The sequence below is a fragment of the Pseudoalteromonas sp. 20-92 genome, assembly GCF_030847595.1.
GTDB classification, from domain to species: domain Bacteria; phylum Pseudomonadota; class Gammaproteobacteria; order Enterobacterales; family Alteromonadaceae; genus Pseudoalteromonas; species Pseudoalteromonas fuliginea.
In genome coordinates, this window is record NZ_JANJGQ010000021.1 from 24,067 (window position 1) to 41,053 (window position 16,987).

General features: G+C 34.5%; 16 protein-coding genes. All 16 read right to left on the reverse strand.

All coding sequences use genetic code 11. From position 1 onward, the window contains the following. Window positions 1-12: 12 nt before the first annotated feature. Window positions 13-1,125: a polysaccharide export protein gene (locus NRL14_RS15895; protein ID WP_306725112.1), complete on the reverse strand. Its 1,113-nt coding sequence runs from the start codon at window positions 1,123-1,125 to the stop codon at window positions 13-15. 750 nt (window positions 1,126-1,875) lie between these two features. Beyond that, window positions 1,876-3,288 carry a phosphomannomutase gene (locus NRL14_RS15900; RefSeq protein ID WP_306725113.1) on the reverse strand — a complete coding sequence of 471 codons (1,413 nt, stop codon included), beginning with the start codon at window positions 3,286-3,288 and terminating at the stop codon, window positions 1,876-1,878. A 3-nt stretch (window positions 3,289-3,291) separates the two neighbouring features. Next, window positions 3,292-4,701 carry a mannose-1-phosphate guanylyltransferase/mannose-6-phosphate isomerase gene (locus NRL14_RS15905; RefSeq protein ID WP_007376739.1) on the reverse strand — a complete coding sequence of 470 codons (1,410 nt, stop codon included), beginning with the start codon at window positions 4,699-4,701 and terminating at the stop codon, window positions 3,292-3,294. Between the two features lie 4 nt (window positions 4,702-4,705). Then, the gene (locus tag NRL14_RS15910; protein ID WP_007376738.1) at window positions 4,706-5,830 is read right to left on the reverse strand and encodes a glycosyltransferase; all 1,125 of its coding nucleotides are present in this window, start codon (window positions 5,828-5,830) and stop codon (window positions 4,706-4,708) included. Next, window positions 5,827-6,867 (reverse strand): glycosyltransferase family 1 protein, encoded by a 1,041-nt coding sequence (locus tag NRL14_RS15915; RefSeq protein ID WP_007376737.1) that lies wholly within the window; start codon window positions 6,865-6,867, stop codon window positions 5,827-5,829. The genes NRL14_RS15910 and NRL14_RS15915 overlap by 4 nt, the downstream gene beginning before the upstream one ends. Further along, window positions 6,864-8,048 carry a hypothetical protein gene (locus NRL14_RS15920; RefSeq protein WP_306725114.1) on the reverse strand — a complete coding sequence of 395 codons (1,185 nt, stop codon included), beginning with the start codon at window positions 8,046-8,048 and terminating at the stop codon, window positions 6,864-6,866. Before NRL14_RS15920 ends, NRL14_RS15915 begins: the two co-directional genes overlap by 4 nt. Beyond that, entirely contained in the window at window positions 8,048-8,932 is an 885-nt protein-coding gene (locus tag NRL14_RS15925) for a glycosyltransferase family 2 protein (protein WP_306725115.1), read from the reverse strand. The genes NRL14_RS15920 and NRL14_RS15925 overlap by 1 nt, the downstream gene beginning before the upstream one ends. Next, on the reverse strand, window positions 8,889-9,485 hold the full coding sequence (locus NRL14_RS15930) for an acyltransferase (protein WP_007376734.1): 597 nt from the start codon (window positions 9,483-9,485) through the stop codon (window positions 8,889-8,891). Before NRL14_RS15930 ends, NRL14_RS15925 begins: the two co-directional genes overlap by 44 nt. Continuing rightward, window positions 9,478-9,903 (reverse strand): CatB-related O-acetyltransferase, encoded by a 426-nt coding sequence (locus NRL14_RS15935; protein WP_237113681.1) that lies wholly within the window; start codon window positions 9,901-9,903, stop codon window positions 9,478-9,480. The genes NRL14_RS15930 and NRL14_RS15935 overlap by 8 nt, the downstream gene beginning before the upstream one ends. Window positions 9,904-10,048: 145 nt before the next feature. Continuing rightward, window positions 10,049-11,524, reverse strand: coding sequence for a putative O-unit flippase (locus tag NRL14_RS15940; protein ID WP_007376732.1), 1,476 nt, complete (start codon window positions 11,522-11,524; stop codon window positions 10,049-10,051). After that, window positions 11,524-12,351 carry an NAD(P)-dependent oxidoreductase gene (locus NRL14_RS15945; protein WP_007376731.1) on the reverse strand — a complete coding sequence of 276 codons (828 nt, stop codon included), beginning with the start codon at window positions 12,349-12,351 and terminating at the stop codon, window positions 11,524-11,526. The genes NRL14_RS15940 and NRL14_RS15945 overlap by 1 nt, the downstream gene beginning before the upstream one ends. Continuing rightward, window positions 12,351-12,908, reverse strand: a complete 558-nt coding sequence (gene rfbC, locus NRL14_RS15950) for a dTDP-4-dehydrorhamnose 3,5-epimerase (protein WP_007376730.1) — start codon at window positions 12,906-12,908, stop codon at window positions 12,351-12,353. The genes NRL14_RS15945 and rfbC overlap by 1 nt, the downstream gene beginning before the upstream one ends. Window positions 12,909-12,926: 18 nt before the next feature. Further along, window positions 12,927-13,790: a glucose-1-phosphate thymidylyltransferase RfbA gene (gene rfbA / locus NRL14_RS15955; RefSeq protein ID WP_007376729.1), complete on the reverse strand. Its 864-nt coding sequence runs from the start codon at window positions 13,788-13,790 to the stop codon at window positions 12,927-12,929. A 1-nt stretch (window position 13,791) separates the two neighbouring features. Next, window positions 13,792-14,877: a dTDP-glucose 4,6-dehydratase gene (gene rfbB, locus NRL14_RS15960; protein WP_306725116.1), complete on the reverse strand. Its 1,086-nt coding sequence runs from the start codon at window positions 14,875-14,877 to the stop codon at window positions 13,792-13,794. A gap of 26 nt (window positions 14,878-14,903) precedes the next feature. Further along, the gene (locus tag NRL14_RS15965) at window positions 14,904-15,902 is read right to left on the reverse strand and encodes an exopolysaccharide biosynthesis polyprenyl glycosylphosphotransferase (RefSeq protein ID WP_007376727.1); all 999 of its coding nucleotides are present in this window, start codon (window positions 15,900-15,902) and stop codon (window positions 14,904-14,906) included. Window positions 15,903-15,954: 52 nt separating this feature from the next. Then, window positions 15,955-16,914, reverse strand: coding sequence for a Wzz/FepE/Etk N-terminal domain-containing protein (locus NRL14_RS15970; protein WP_007376726.1), 960 nt, complete (start codon window positions 16,912-16,914; stop codon window positions 15,955-15,957). Window positions 16,915-16,987: the final 73 nt, after the last annotated feature.

Consider the following 16,987-nt stretch of genomic DNA (forward strand, 5'->3'; position numbering starts at 1 on the left):
CTTAATAAATCCTTAGTTGTTAATGTCGTTTAAATTATCAACAGTCGCTACCGATGGTAATAATAAACTAATTACACGGTTCCAACGCGCAAGTGGCGCTGATGTTACATAAACTATATCGTGCGGTTGTAGTTCAAATTGCTCAGCTAATACCATTGCGGCTATATTTTTAGCATGTAACTGGTAAACATTAGCAATAATACCGGTTTGCTCAACATTACTTTTACGCAGTACAAATACACCATTAGCATCGGCTGTATTTTCGTTCAAACCGCCCGAATCGCTTAGCGCTTCGGCCAAGTTTAAGCCATAACGATTAAGGGTTACTGAACCAGCTCTTTTTACATCACCTAATACAAACACTTTTTGTGCGTCGTTACGACTAACATGCACTATATCGCCGTTTTGTAATAATCTGTTTTGCGAAATGTCACCATGGGAATAAAAGTTATTAAGTTGAATAACTTCTGTTGTATTGCCACGGGTAAACGTTACTGTTCGCCAATCTGCTTCTTCTGTTAAGCCACCGGCTTGGCTTAGAGCATCTATTAAGGTAAGTGGAATTTCGGTTACTGGGTATACACCGGGCTGTTTTACTTCACCAGTCACATACGCTTTTTGGCTTTTAAAGCCAACTACTTTTACGTCTACTTGAGGGTCTTCTATTACGCGGCTTAAACGTTTTACCAGCTCGTTACGAACCTCACCAACCGTTTTACCTGCGGCAGGAATATTGGGAGCGTATGCGTAGGTTATTGTGCCATTTTTTTGTACACGGAAACCGTCAAATTCGGCTGTTCGTTGTACAGCAGCTGGTATTGTTAGCTCAGGATGATCCCATACACCAATGGTTAGTACGTCACCAACGCCTAGTTTGTATTCGTAGTTACTTACGTTTAAGCCATCGGTGCTTGAAATTGGTTTAGCTGCTATACGTGCTTGATTTTGTTTATTTATTAGTAGCGAGTCGATTATTTGAATGTTTACTTTTTCGAGATCTTGTTCGAGGTTTTGTGTTTGCTCGCCTGAGTCTATACCTTCAAAATGGCTTCCTGGTACTATTGTACAGCCTGTTACACTTAGTATTGCGAGTATTGATGCGAGTGATTTACAGCTTAACGCCATTGTAGAATCCCAATTTTTTTAATATTGCACTTACTCACCGACCTTGGTGAGCACTTGTATTTTTAACTGGCTAATTAAAGCATGGCTATAGTAGCGGCGCAAGATACGACTGTTCAGTAAACACGCAACCAGTTAAATAAATGTGAAAAGCATACCCGCAAAAAACCTCACTAGTATATTATTCTTAGGTTTTCACTTTCGGTTAATCTTTCTATCTGTAGTTAAGAGTTTGCGTACTGATTTATTTTAAACCTACAATCTCAGTGCTGCGTTTACCTTTTAACGAATATATTTACTGGTACTGTTAAATGAGCTGGTATACATAATTTTAAAATAAAATAGCTTTTTTAGCGCCACAAGCTTTAACCAGTACTTTAGTGAATAACTTAAAAACACTTTAACCTATTGATTATAAAAGCCGATTATTATTTCTTATTAATCAGGGTTACATAAAACAAAGTGCTAACTTTCTATAGTAAAGATTTAATTTGGTGAGGGCAGATTGTACTTGGTTGGGTCAAACTGCGCAAATAACACAGAGAGTTAAGTTTGGGGGTTTATGTGTAGACAAGCTAAGCTTTTGTAAAAACTCTATCTCAACAGGCTACTTTCACACTAATTTACCTGAACTCTGGTTAATAAATTAGCTAAAACACTGAGTTAAAAGTATTTAAATTCATTTATTTCTAACCAGAGATTTTCAGTGAAAACAAGGCTGCATATATTTGCAGCCCTATATACTATATTGGTTTAAATATAATACTCATTAGAAAATTTCAATGCAGCTACAACTAATTTTTTTGCTACCGTTAATGACGATGCTTCTGCGTAACAACGAAGTTCGGGGGCATTACCTGAAGGTCTAAGGTGCACTATTTCATCATTAATTAACGTTACTCTTAAACCATCGGTTGTATCAATTGCTGAGTGTACTTGCAATCCTAATCCAGAAGTCAGTACTTCAACATTTTGTGTTAACACACTAATCAGCTCACGACTTTTATCGGTAGGGAAGTTTTGTAACCTATCACTTGCAACAAATCGATTTGGTAATGCTAATAGCTGATTTGATATACATTTGTTTTGAGCCAAAACTAACAACGCTGGTAGTAATGCATCTCGCGTTGGCAATGCCGTTAATCTTTTACCATTAACCTCAATATCAGAACCAAGTAGGTAACCACCATTTGCTTCAAAACCAGCAATACGAGTAAAATGCGCTTTTAATTCATTAAACTCTGCTATTACATAAGGCGAGCCTATTTTTGTGCGCGTAACCTGTTTAAAACTATTTGATTTTTCTATCGCAGTATTACAGCTTACGGGTACTGCCAGTGCTTCTATATTTAATAGTTGGCTTGTAAGCAACCCTAGAGTATCACCACTTAGCCAGTGACCTTTTTCATCAGCTAATAATGGACGGTCTCCATCTCCATCGGTAGAAAATATTGCATCAAAGCTGTGCTCTTTTGACCAGTTGAGCGCTTTTTCTCTATCCTCATCCGACACAGCTTCTGTATCAATAGGTACAAAAACATCACTTCGCTCTAAACTAATTACATTGGCACCGAGGCTTTCAAACAATGGTTTATAAATATCGCGCCCCGCACTTGAATGCTCATATATACCTATTTTTTTACCTGCCAATGCGTCGCTATTAAATAATTCGCTGTAACGCTGTATGTAAGCACTTCTTGCTGCCTGACTTTCACATAGCTCTGTTAAGTCTTGACTCAGTGTAATAAATTCTACCGATGCACTTAAAATACTTTGTTCATCTATTTTAGTAATTTCACCATCTGGGCGATAAAACTTTAAGCCATTTCTGTCAAATGGTATATGACTGCCTGTTACCATTATGCATGGAATATCATCCAGCATTGCTTTATATGCTAAAGCTGGTGTAGGTATTACGCCGTAATATATTACGTTTACATTAAGTTGTTTTAATCCTTCAGCACAAGCTTGTGCTATGGCGTAGCTACTTGGACGGTTATCAATTGCTAGCGCGACTGTATTAAAGCTAAATTTTGTTTCAATCGATTTAATAAATGCGATTGAAAAAGCTGCACATACATCTGGAGTAAAGTTAGTAACCAGCCCACGTGCGCCACTTGTGCCAAAAGCAATATCACTTTGCTCAATTATGATTTTTGTATCCATAATTTATCCTTTTACTCGCCCGTAACGATCTTCAAAGCGCACTATATCATCTTCACCTAGATACGAGCCTGATTGAACTTCAATAAGCTCTAAATCAACTTTCCCTGGGTTTTCGAGTGCATGCACGGCTGTAATGGGAATATAAACCGACTCATTTTCTGTTACAAATTGCTCTGTGTCGTCGATTTGTACTTTAGCGGTGCCTGATACAACAATCCAATGCTCTGCGCGATGATGATGCATTTGTACACTTAGCTTAGCGCCAGGCTTTACCGTTATACGTTTAACTTGAAAACGTTCACCATTATCAACCGAATCATACTTACCCCAAGGGCGATATACTTCACGATGCATGGTTGCTTCTGAACGATTTTCAGCTTTTAATTGCTGTACGATCGATTTTACATGTTGTGATTGGTCTTTGTGCGCTACAAGTACGGCATCTTTGGTGTTTACTATGACTAAGTTTTCAACACCTACGGTGGCAACAAGTTTGTCTTCGCCAAACACAAGGGTATTTTTAGTATCAACGGCTTTCACATCACCAGTAAATGCATTGCCATTTTCGTCTTTAGTTGATACTTCCCACAACGCAGCAAAACCACCTACATCACTCCAACCTGCATCCATAGGCACAACAACCGCATCTTGGGTGTGTTCCATTACGGCGTAATCTACTGATTCATCAGGGCAAGCTTCAAATGCAGCTCTATCTACACGAATAAAATCTAGGTCGTTAGACTGTATTTCAATTGCTTTTTTACAAGCATTATAAATATCAGGACGAAACGCTTTTAACTCGGCTAGATAACGGCTCGCTTTAAATAAAAACATACCGCTATTCCAGTAATAATCACCACTGGCAATATAGTGTTTTGCAGTTTCTAAATCTGGTTTTTCAACAAAGCTGTCTACTACAAAACCTGTACTAAACTCTTCGCCACGTTTTATATAGCCGTAACCTGTTTCTGGTTTATTGCCAACAATACCAAATGTGACTAACTTACCTTGCTTTGCAAGCTCTGAGGCTTTGTTAACGCTTTGATGGAACGAAACGATATCATCTATTATATGATCGGCAGCAAGTACAAGCAGTAATGGGTCTTCGCCTTTTTCAATTGCTTTGAAGGCAGCGAGTGCTATTGCAGGGGCTGTATTACGCCCTACTGGCTCTAAAAATATACCGCTATGCTTTACACCTAATTGACGTACTTGCTCTGCGGCAATAAAACGATGCTCTTCGTTACAAATTAGCATAGCTGGACTATGCACAAGACCATTCAATCGGCTTAATGTATCTTGCAGCATCGTATGTTCGCCGCTTAGCGATAAAAACTGTTTTGGGTAATTGCCACGAGAAAGCGGCCATAAGCGCGTGCCGGAGCCACCCGCCATTATAATAGGTAAAATCATTTATTTACTCTTCTATCAGTAAGTTTAATTTTTTAATAATAATTGTATCATCGAACTCTGTAGCAACCCTTTTAATTGCACTCTCGCTAAACTTCTTTCGCAAAATATCATTGCCTAAAAGTAATTTAAAAGCATCTAAAAATTGTACTAAATTTTTAGGCTCTACAGTCAAGCCTGTTTCATCGTGCAAACTAACCCAAGGTACTCCTGATGCGAGGTCCGTATTAATTACAGGTATACCTAAGCACATGGCTTCAAGCTGAGTTATTCCAAAAGCTTCTGATACTTCTATGGAGGGAAACAAAAAACATTTTGACATTTTAATTAAGTTGTATTTTTCTTCTTCACTCAAAAAACGATTAATAAATATTACATTTGTCAAATTATACGTAATAATAGTTTTAGTTATTAGCTCTGCATATTCTCCTCTACCAGCTATTACAACTTTTGGAGTAAAGCCATTCTTGCTTCCATTAACTAGGGAGTCTAGTAGTACATTTACACCTTTGTAATAGCATAAACGACCAAAAAACAGACCATCAATTTCAGTAAGATGCTCTACTTCTTCAATATTTGTTTTGAAATTAGCTTGTTGCTTTATCTTGCTTGAATCAACAGATAAGGGTATGACTGAACATTTATGCCTCACAGAGCTCAAACTATCTGAAAAGTCTAACATCAATGGTGAGGTGACAAGAATCTTATTGGCATTTCTAACACTTAATCTTAAAATTGGACCTAATAACTTTTTGAATAATCCTTGTTTAACTATGTCGCTATGCCAAACTAAATACACTCTGCGCTTCACAAAAGAGCTAAACATCCAAGAGACATCTGCAAGTGGAAAAGGAAGGTGGATAAAAGCAATATCGCATTTTATAAATTGTATAATAAAATGATATAAAAAGCTTAATGACACTGGCATAGAAAAAAACATACCCAAAGAGCTACATCTGATTACTTTAACTCCGTTAATATAAGAAACATCGCCTAACAGCTTAAATTTTTTATGTACACATAATACTACTACATCATGTTTTTTTGCATAAAGCTCACTGTATTGCTGACATACTGTTTCTACACCACCAATATCAGGGGTATAAAGTTTATTCACTTGTAAAATTTTCATCTATTTATAATACCAATCATCTTTTTTACATTATTTTCCCAAGTAAACTGCTCTAGGATTTTAGAAAAATCAGAGTTACTGCGCGAAAACAGTATTTCCAACTTCGTATCAAAATCATTGAAGTTATTAGGGTTAAAATACTCTATAGTATTTTGGGCTATTTCTTTAAAAACAGGTATGTCAGAAGCTAATATAGGCAAGTTAAAACTCATAGCCTCCAAGATAGGCAAACCAAAACCTTCATAAAAACTAGGGAAAACAAAAGCTGATGCATTATCATACAGCCCCCCTAATTCTTCATCACTTACAAAACCTGTAAACTCAACATTATCTTCGTAACAAATAAGGGGCTTTTCTCCTGTTCTAAAACCATCAGACTGCCCAACAATTACAAGTATAAATTTTTTAGAAAACTTACTGTGATTTGTAAAATAATTTACAAAATTGACTATGTTTTTGTGTGGTTTTACATTACCAACACATAATAAATAGGGCTTTTCACGAATATTTTCTTTATATTTATCGTTAAGGCGAGTGGAAAGTCCATTGTATATAACATCAATTTTTCTAGTCAAATATGAGGGGTAATAGGCTTTAATCTCATTTTTTGTAAACTCAGAGATAGCAATTACTTTTCTAGAAGAGACCAATTGAATCCCCAGCATGAACCAATAAGCTATTGCAGTAATGTACCCAAAAGATTTATACATCCTAATTGGGCATACATCATGAACAACAGTCATCTTTTGTACCGAACTAAAAATAGGCGACACAGTAAGAGACGGCATTAAATACACATCAGCATGCTTTATTAACTTATTCAAAAACAATAGGTTAAAAAAAGAGAATCTCCCATACTTTATAACATGTACCTTTTTCACTGATATTTTAAGAGCTTCAAACTGAGCCTTTTGGGCTCTATCCATAATCAACTCAATTTGAACATCCTCTTTAATTAACCTCTGTAAAACTTCCCTCAAATACACACCAACTCCAGAGTCGAAAATACAGCGGGCATCAATTATAATTAATTTCATTTATTTAATCTTTTTAAATTTGAACAATTTGGCAAGGCAGTAAAGCTTGCAAGAACTCCTAAATAAGCCCAAAAGTAGGGTCTTAATAAACTCGACTCGAACATTAACAATATAAAAAATATAAATATAATTTTACGCCAATCCGATATATAACGTTTATTATCCTGAACTTTTAAAGAACTAAAAAAGGTATATAGAATAAAAATTAAAAAAACAACTAATACCCCAATCCCACCTTCAGCCAAAAGTTCTATAAAAACATTGCTTGCAGGAAAACCTCTCGGCTCATTCCAAACAAACCCACCAGCATAATCTTTATAAACATTATAATAAATAGAAAAATCTGCAAAAGCTCCTAAACCGATCCCTGAGTTAAAATACTCTTTTGCAACATCTATCCCTATCATAGTTCGCGGCCAACGATTTCCTGTTCGCTCAAGTAGCGAGGCTATTATATCAGGTGATTCATGTATTTTTTGAAATGTAAAAGCGAGTAAATCTGAATTATTTGTATAATACCAAATTGAAAAGTAATAACTTAAAACAGAAAAGCATATCAATATAAATATTGATTTAAAAGACGGCCTCAAATACCCCACTAAAATAACAACTAATATTGATAACAACAGATTTGCCGACATCGTTATTAAAACCAATATACCCACTAACATTACATCTATAAGCTTAAAGACAGTATTATTAAGTTTAAATTGTAAAATTGTAAAATAAGTATATGGCAATAATGCAATGACCATATAAGATGGTTCATAGAAAAAAAGTGATGGTCTATCAACCCCTAAAACCTTTAGAAAAATACACCCTAAAATCAGTAAACGACCTAAGTCCCTAAAAACTTTAATAATACTCTCTGGAGAGAATTGCCTTATCGCATTTTTAGTAACACTAAAATAGAATAAGTAGCAAATGATAAACCATACTATGTAAGAAAGACTACGAATAGGGGAAAAAGAAAAGTAAGTCGAAATTAACATCATAAATATGATTAAAAGAAAAATTATTAAACCGACTTTAGAAACTTTAAACTCTTTAAAAAAAAACATCCAAATAGCAGCAAGTAAAAACAATAAAAATGAGAATCGAACCGCACCTACAGGCGTATTAACGGCCAAAACATCAAATCCTGTAGATAACAATAATATAAATACAATAAAATAGGGCATTAAACTTTAGCTCTAAGGCCATCAATGATAGCTTTAACCAAAAGACCGTATTGTTTATATTTAATTTTTGGGAACGTAAAGATCCTGGACAGTACAGTAAAAAAAAGAGGTAATATTTTTTTTATGTTCTTGCGAATAAAATAAAGACGATTCCGAGTAGCATAGTAGATTGTAAAGTCACTATAACTTCCACCTGTACTAGAGCTCACTTTATGCTGAATATATACAGATTTTATAAAGCCAAGCTGGTAACCAGCTTTATTCACCCTATACAAAAAATCTGAATCGTCATAATAAGCGAAATACCACTCATCCATAATTCCACAAACCTCAAATATTTCTGATTTACATATCAAAAAGCATGTAGGAGCATAAGGCATTACAGATTTATCAGTAATTAAAGAATGAGGAGTAGTCCCCCTTAGATTATCGAAGTAACCCTCTTCAAACCACACATCGCCTTCAGGGTAAGCATAAATTTTAGGGGTAACTAAGTCATACTCATTTAAAGATAAACATAAAGAGAAAAGAACATCAGATTTGCTAAAAATAAGATCATTATTTATTAAACCTATATAATGGCAACCATCACTCAAAGCAGCTTTTATTCCTTGATTATTGCCAGCAGCAACGCCTACATTTTTACCTTTATTATCTATAAATGTTACTGGTAGTTTATATTGTTCTACCAATACTTTAGAAAGCGCTAATGGCTCTGATAATGAGCTATTATCTATAACGTATAAGTGAAAATTAATATTTTTTTGATTATTAATACTTTCGAAGAAATCATTTAGTATTTCAGGCGAGTTATATAAAACAGTGACTAAACCCAATCTTTTACATTGATTCATAGCTAACTTTTTTCCAAGATTTGCTTTCATGGCAATAACGTTTGATAATTTTTGCAGGAGCCCCTGCTACAATACAGTAATCAGGCACATCTTTTGTGACAACTGAGTTTGCTGCGACTACTGAATTTTTACCGATACAAGCACCAATAACACATACATTTTCACCGATCCAAGCCCCTGATTTAATAAGAACATTACGATGGTATTTAACAGGTTGGTGAATTATCGGTACTGAAATCGATTCGTAGTTGTGTAAATTATCTGAAATATAAACTTTATCAGCAACTAACACTGAATCTTCAATTATCACCTTCCTAACAGCAACAATATGAACATAATGGCCAATGTAACAATCATTTGAGATAACAAGCTGTGGATCATTATCATCAATTTTAAGTGCTAATAGCCAAGCATCAGGCATAAATGATGTTCTGCAACCTAAATCAATATACTTCGCACCTTGAATATTTCTAGGCTTGTAGATAGTCGTTTTTTTACCAAATGACTTGAAATCTCGCTTAAATAAAATATTCCATAATAATAGATAAATACGACGATTTACTTTATAGATAAACTCATACATGTGAATTATCAACCTTGGTTAAATATTCATTTAAGCTAATATCATCGAATTCCCACCACGGAATATTAGTTACTTCAGGTTGAGTTCGATACTTAATTATCTTTGCAGGGACTCCGGCGACTATAGCGTAATCATCAACATTCTTAGTAACGATAGAACCGGCAGCAATAACAGCACCATTACCTACAACAACACCATCCAAAATGATTGCATTTAATCCAATCCATACATCGTTACCTATAGTGACGGTTTCTGATTCGAGAAATGGTTTTGATCTTGAAAAATGTCTATAAGGAAAAATAGTATTACTAGAGAAAGTTGATGGGTGTGTAGAAACCCAATCAAGCGGGTGTAACCCAATGCCAATTTTAACGCCATCAGCAATAGAACAATAACTACCAATTATTGCGTTGCTCACAGTCCCCTTACCTGCAAAGTAAGTGTATTTCCCAATTGATGAGTGGGATATATCTATTTTTTCAAAAAGTATTGTCTTGTCCGCAAAAATAGAACTTTTATTTAATTTCTTATAATAATTAGACTTTATCACAACTAAAAAATCTCTAACTAATTGCTTTAGTTTCATTAACAATACCTTTAACTTTCGCAAAATATTTACTCATATAGTACCCCGCAGCAATAATTACAAAGACCTGTGCTAATTGCAAATAGATGCGATATTCATCACTTACATAATCAAAGGAAAAAATTGAAATTACAGCTATTGAAGGTATTAGCAGAAATGACAAGAATATAAATAAAGCACTTTTATCTAAAATAGTTTCTTTTGAGTATTTTCTTGCATAAACCAACATAATAACTATTGCAGACAGTATTGTTGAATATGCGATACCTATAGCCCCAAATTCTCTCACAAAACATATTGAAAAAACTAAATTTAATACACCTTCAATAACCGGAAAGTGTGCAATTTTAAGCTGATGGCCATTGGCAACTAACTTCATACCATAAGGAGCAATAACCATTCGAATCGAAAATGCGACTAATAAATAGTTGAAATAGTTATTAGCAAGTTCACCATTACTGTCGCCAACCCAAAGCTGAAGTATTTGCAAAGAAATATAATTAGAAATGTTAACACCCAAAAATGTTGCCAATGCAAAAATCATTGACAATGACATAACAAGCTCATCAACTCCTTTTTTATTATCTGCCTCATTCAACTTTACTATTGGTTGAATAATCGGATTAACAATCGCACCTAATAGACCAACGACTGCATTCACCATGGTCATTGCTAATACAAAATAGGGGAGATTTTCAAAGTCATAAATAGAAACAACGAAAATACCTATTCCTGATATAAGAAACTGAGCAAAATTCCAAATAGTTAGCCCACCGAAGAACTTAATAAGCTCGTCAATTTTACCTTGCAAACCAAATGAAAAATGATGTTTTTCAAAAGCACGAAACTGTTTGTACATAAATAGATATGAAAGCACATTAATCACAAAGTAACTGGATGCAATAGCAATTAAGCCATAGTCGGCTAAAAATACTACTGCAATACCAATAAACACTCTGGATATGAGATTAATATTTGCCGTGACATAGTTTTTTTCTATGCCAATGAAGTAGCCAATGACTACTGTAGAAAATATACCGAGAATAAATGAACTAAAAACCAATATGAATGAGATTGTTGAATCAAAAATAATATCATTTGGGATGTTGGCGAATATAGATTCAAAGTTTGCTATAATGACTGTTAACAACAGCAGGAAAAATACAAAAATATAAAAAATGATATTAAAATAGTTATTAATAACTCGATTTAACCCTAGCTCATCATTGTTAAACTTGAACTGAGAGGTAAAGCGGCCTATTGTTATTTGCCCCGCCACACCAAAAATGCTCACAGCAATACCCGCCTGTAAGCATATTGACCAAACTGAAAACTCCTCAAAGCTTAGTGTATTTATCAAAAATGGGGATATAACAATACCTAATATTACATTAGAAAAACCATTGATTATATTAGCTAAAGAATTTTTCAATAAACGATTAAACCCACTCATTAATTGATGCTTAACACTTTTGTAAATTCAACAATCATTTCTTGTAAATCCGCTAATACATTTTTAGGGCTGTAGTTTGGAATTATATTACTTATTAATGCTATATCAGTTGGTGGAAAGACCTCATTTGGAAAATCTATTTCATGCCATACAATTTCACATTGTGTATGTTCTTGTAGCATGTCTGCAATTTGTTGTGCTGTTATATTATAACCCGCAGCAATGTTAATTATTTGGTTATCGCATTGTTCACTTGAGGCAATTGTAATACAACAAAAAGCAACGTCTTCCACTGAAACATAATCTTTAGCATACCCCTTAGGAATATACATATCTACTTTTCTATGATTAATAGCATTACGTGTGATAGCAGGTAAAAAAAGAGGACTGTTTAACGCCACGCCATACACATTACTCGGTCTTACGATACTAACGTTACGACCACTTTTAAGGCATAGCTCTTCTGCTACTAACTTTGTCAAATTGAATAGTCGCCTATTATCATCTACACAAACAGTTAAGTTTTCATGTTCACTTGATAGTGCCTGGTTCATGTATACGCGAGTAGAGGAGACGTAAAGTAAGCGCTCAAACTTTGCTTGTTGTAAAATCTGCGCAAGTAAACTGACATTGGCCTCCAAAACAGAAAATGGTGTGTTTTTACAATCACCAACACCAGAACAGTAAATTACAGTTCCTAAGTCGGATTCAAAAATTGCATTATCACCTCTTTTGGGAACGTTAACTGTATGCCCTAGATCATTTAGCTGATTCACTATTTCAGAACCAATAAAACCACGCCCGCCAAATACTGTATACAATGCCATTATTTATCCCACCCATTTATTAGCTTGTCTTTAATCTCACAAAATGTTGGCTGAATTTTATCTTTATCAGACAATAGTGGATTATTAAGTGGCCAATGTATTGCTAATTCAGAGTCATTCCATAATAAGCCACTTTCGTCATTTGGATCGTAATAGTCGGTACACTTATACTGAAAGTCAGCGGTTTCACTTAATACACAAAAGCCATGAGCAAAACCAGGTGGAACGTAAAATTGTAGTTTGTTCTCACCAGTTAATAAAACAGCTTCGTGTTGGCCAAATGTATCCGAATGTGGACGTAAATCAACGGCAATATCAAACACCTCACCTTCGGTAACGGATACTAATTTCCCTTGAGGTTTGTTTTTTTGAAAGTGCAGGCCTCTTAATACCCCTTGAGTTGAGCGGGAGCGATTGTCTTGCACAAAATCTGCATTTATTCCAGCGGCTTTATAGCGTTCTGCTTGAAAAATTTCATAAAAAAAACCTCTTTCATCACCGAAAACTTTAGGCTCTATGATGACTAAATCTTTTATTTTGGTCTTAATAACGTTCATATTTTTATCTTTTAATAACTATTTTGTGATGTTCAATAAATATTGACCATAACCAGTTTTTGCCAAGTCATTACCTATACGATAAACTTGCTCTCTAGTTAACCAACCTTGCTGTAATGCAATTTCTTCTAGGCAAGCAATTTTAAAGCCTTGACGTTTTTCAACTGTTTGAACAAATTGGGATGCTTCTAGTAGCGAATCATGAGTACCAGTATCAAGCCATGCAAAGCCTCGTCCCAATTGTTCTACGTTTAAGGTACCTTGTTCTAAGTAAGCTTGATTTACGCATGTTATTTCTAGCTCACCACGTGATGATGGCTTAACATTTTTAGCTATGTCGATAACTGAATTATTATAAAAATATAAACCAGTTACTGCCCAATTCGATTTAGGATTTTTAGGTTTCTCTTCTATGGACAATGCTTTAAAGTTTTCGTCAAACTCTACAACACCAAATCGTTCAGGATCCATTACTTGATAACCAAAAACACTCGCGCCAGTTAAATTTTCAGCAGCATGTTTAAGCTGTTTACCAAATGCCTGTCCAAAAAAGATGTTATCACCTAAAGCCAAGCACACGTCATCTGTGCCAATAAAATCTTCACCTATAATGAATGCTTGTGCTAACCCATCAGGAGAAGCCTGAACTTTGTAAGTAAGATTTATACCAAATTGAGAACCATCTCCCAATAAACGAATAAAGCCCTCTTGCTCTTCTGGTGTTGTGATAATTAATATTTCATTAATACCAGCCAGCATTAATACTGATAATGGATAATAAATCATTGGTTTATCGTAAATCGGTAATAGCTGCTTCGATACACCTTTTGTTATTGGGTGCAAACGCGTCCCAGAGCCACCCGCTAAAATAATCCCTTTCATATTATTCCTCATTCCTATTAATTAAACTTCCTAAACGTTCACGCTGATAAGAGCCATCTTGAACATTTTTGCACCACTGCTGATTATCCAGATACCATCGAATAGTTTTTTGTAAGCCTGTTTCAAATGTTTCAACTGGCATCCAATTTAACTCACGACTCATTTTTGATGAGTCTATAGCATAGCGTCTATCGTGACCTGGCCTGTCTGTAACATACGTAATTTGATCAGCATACTTTGCTTCTTTCGGCACTAAAGTATCTAAAATACTACAAATAGTTTGTACCACTTCAATATTTCGCTTTTCGTTGTGACCACCGATATTATAGGTTTCACCAACTTTACCTTCAGTTACTACCTTATATAAAGCTCGAGCATGATCTTCAACGAATAACCAATCACGAATTTGGTCACCCTTACCATAAATTGGAAGTTTTTTACCTTCAAGGGCATTAAGTATTACTAATGGTATTAATTTTTCAGGGAAATGATATGGTCCATAATTATTAGAGCAATTAGTAACTATTGTAGGAAAACCATATGTTCGTAACCAAGCTCGTACAAGGTGGTCGCTCGATGCTTTACTCGCTGAGTAAGGACTACTTGGTGCATATGAAGTTTGCTCGGTAAATAAAGCTAGATCACCCGTTTGCTCATCAGGATGTGGTAAATCCCCATATACTTCATCAGTCGATATGTGGTGAAACCTAAAGTCTTGTTTAGCCTTATTGTCTAGCGAATTCCAATAATCGCGTGCTGCTTCCAATAAATTATAAGTGCCTACAATATTAGTTTGAATAAACTCGGCTGGCCCTGTAATAGAACGATCCACATGGCTTTCTGCGGCTAAATGCATTACTGCATCTGGTTTGTGCGTTACAAACAACCTATCAAGCTCTATCCGGTTACAAATATCAACCTGCTCAAAAGTATAACGTTCACTATTATCCACCGATTTAAGCGATTCTAAATTACCTGCATAAGTAAGCTTATCAAGGTTGATAACTGAATCATTTGTATTATCAATGATATGGCGGATAACAGCCGAACCAATAAACCCTGCACCACCTGTAACTACAATTTTCATACAACCTACTTTTAATTCGTAAAAACTTAACGACCCATTCCAAATATTACTGTTTTAACTGTCAGTAATAATATTTTCAGGTCTAACATACTCGAATGATGCTTAATATAATAAATGTCATATTTGTGTTTCCAAACAGCGTCTTCAACTGACGCTCCATAAGGATACCTAACCTGAGCTAAACCAGTAACGCCCGGTTTAACAGCATGACGGAAACGATAATATGAGATCTCTTTTTCCAAGTCTGCTATAAACACTTCTCGCTCAGGCCTTGGTCCTACTATAGACATTTCACCTTTGAGAACATTAATTAATTGTGGTATTTCATCAATACGTGTTTTTCGAATAAAATTTCCAACTTTTGTTACTCGCGCATCATTTTTACTAGCCCATTGAGCGCCATTTTTCTCTGCATCGTTTCGCATAGAACGAAACTTATACACACAAAACTCAACATTGTACTGACCCGTTCTTTTTTGTTTAAAGAAAATAGGGCCGGGGCTTTCTAATTTAATAAAAAGAGCTGTTAATAATGATATTGGTAAAGTAACAATCAAAATTAATATTGAACTAACTATATCTGTAAACCTTTTTGTTATTTGAGTTCGCTTTTGTGACAAAATTGAAAAAGCTTTTTGATGTAAAAAGTAACTGCTGTGTAATAACCTTACTTCGGTATATTTCAATCTATCATCTAAATAACTTACTAAAGGTTCAACCCATGCTCCACACTCGGTAGCTTTAACTAAAAAATCTCTCTCTTTTTCACCCAAATCTCCGCTTTTATAATGGCAAATTATTTTTTTACTAAAATCTAAAATATCATAATCATTAACAATTATATCAAAACCATAATCATCAATAACTTCACCTATGTTAAAGGCACATTCAACTGGACAATATACGTAAATAATCTTTTGTGTAAGTGCTTCTTTTTTTGATTTAAAGCGTTTGTTTAAGTAAAAATGGGGCTTTACCACTTTGAGATCATCTCTTTTTTTAGTTGATGCATTATTAAAACCCATATATTTAGCTAGCCTTGAGTTGATACGATAGTTTAAAAATCAAAAAACAACCTTACTTATTTCTAATAAAGTAATTAATTAAGCTGAAAATAACCCCTAGAGTAGCTCCTAAAAAAAACCCAATTATGCAAATGACAGCACGATTAGGTTTGAACTTGTTTTCTGTTATTATTGGTGGGTCAACCGTTTTAAAAACATACTCATCACGAACTTCCGCAAACATAATTACTTTTGTTTGTTCTTCTATAAGCTTATATAAAACGGTTTTAATATCTGTAACATTAGTTTTTTCTAGTTGGCTTGTTAAGAAAGCGGTGCTTTTTGTTGCCTCAACGACATCTCTTTGCTTCATTTCTAAGTTAATATCCTCAATTAACCATAAAACCCATTGCTGTGCAATAACAGGGGAAATATGTTCAACTGATAGAGTTGTTAAACCCGTATCTTTATCTAGTACGACTTTCATTATCTTGTAAAATTCAATGTACGCTTCTTGCATTGAAGGCTTTTCTTTATGAGGGAATCGAACTTTTCTAACCCATTTATTATTTTCAATGTCAAAAACCTTCGCATTGTAAATGATAGTATCACTTCGAGCATCCCAAGACTCAGTTGCCATTAAATTTTTAAGAATATTATGATTCTGTATGAATTCACTAATAAATTTACGTGACTTCAAAACCTCTATTGTTAACTTTGTTTTATCATCTGCACCACTACCAAGGCTTACGCCAGCCAAACTAGCTAAACCACCAAATTGGCCATTTAAGCTGCTCAAACCTCCTGATTTATCACTTTCAGTCGGAGATAATAGAGCCTCTGACTTATATAAATCAGGTGTATTTAATGCGTATACTAAAGAAGCTAAAAAAAATAAAAAAGTAACAACAATAATTAACCTCTTGCTGTTCCAAAGTACAATTAACACTTCTTTTAACTCAATTTCGCTATCAAGCTTTTTTAGCGAGTTAACTGGACAATTTTCAATACTATCTTCTTTTTCTTCGCTCATGATTCTCTCTTCTGAAATAAGCTTAATATTTTCTATTTCAATTTTTTAGTTTGAACTGAATACTGAAAAATAA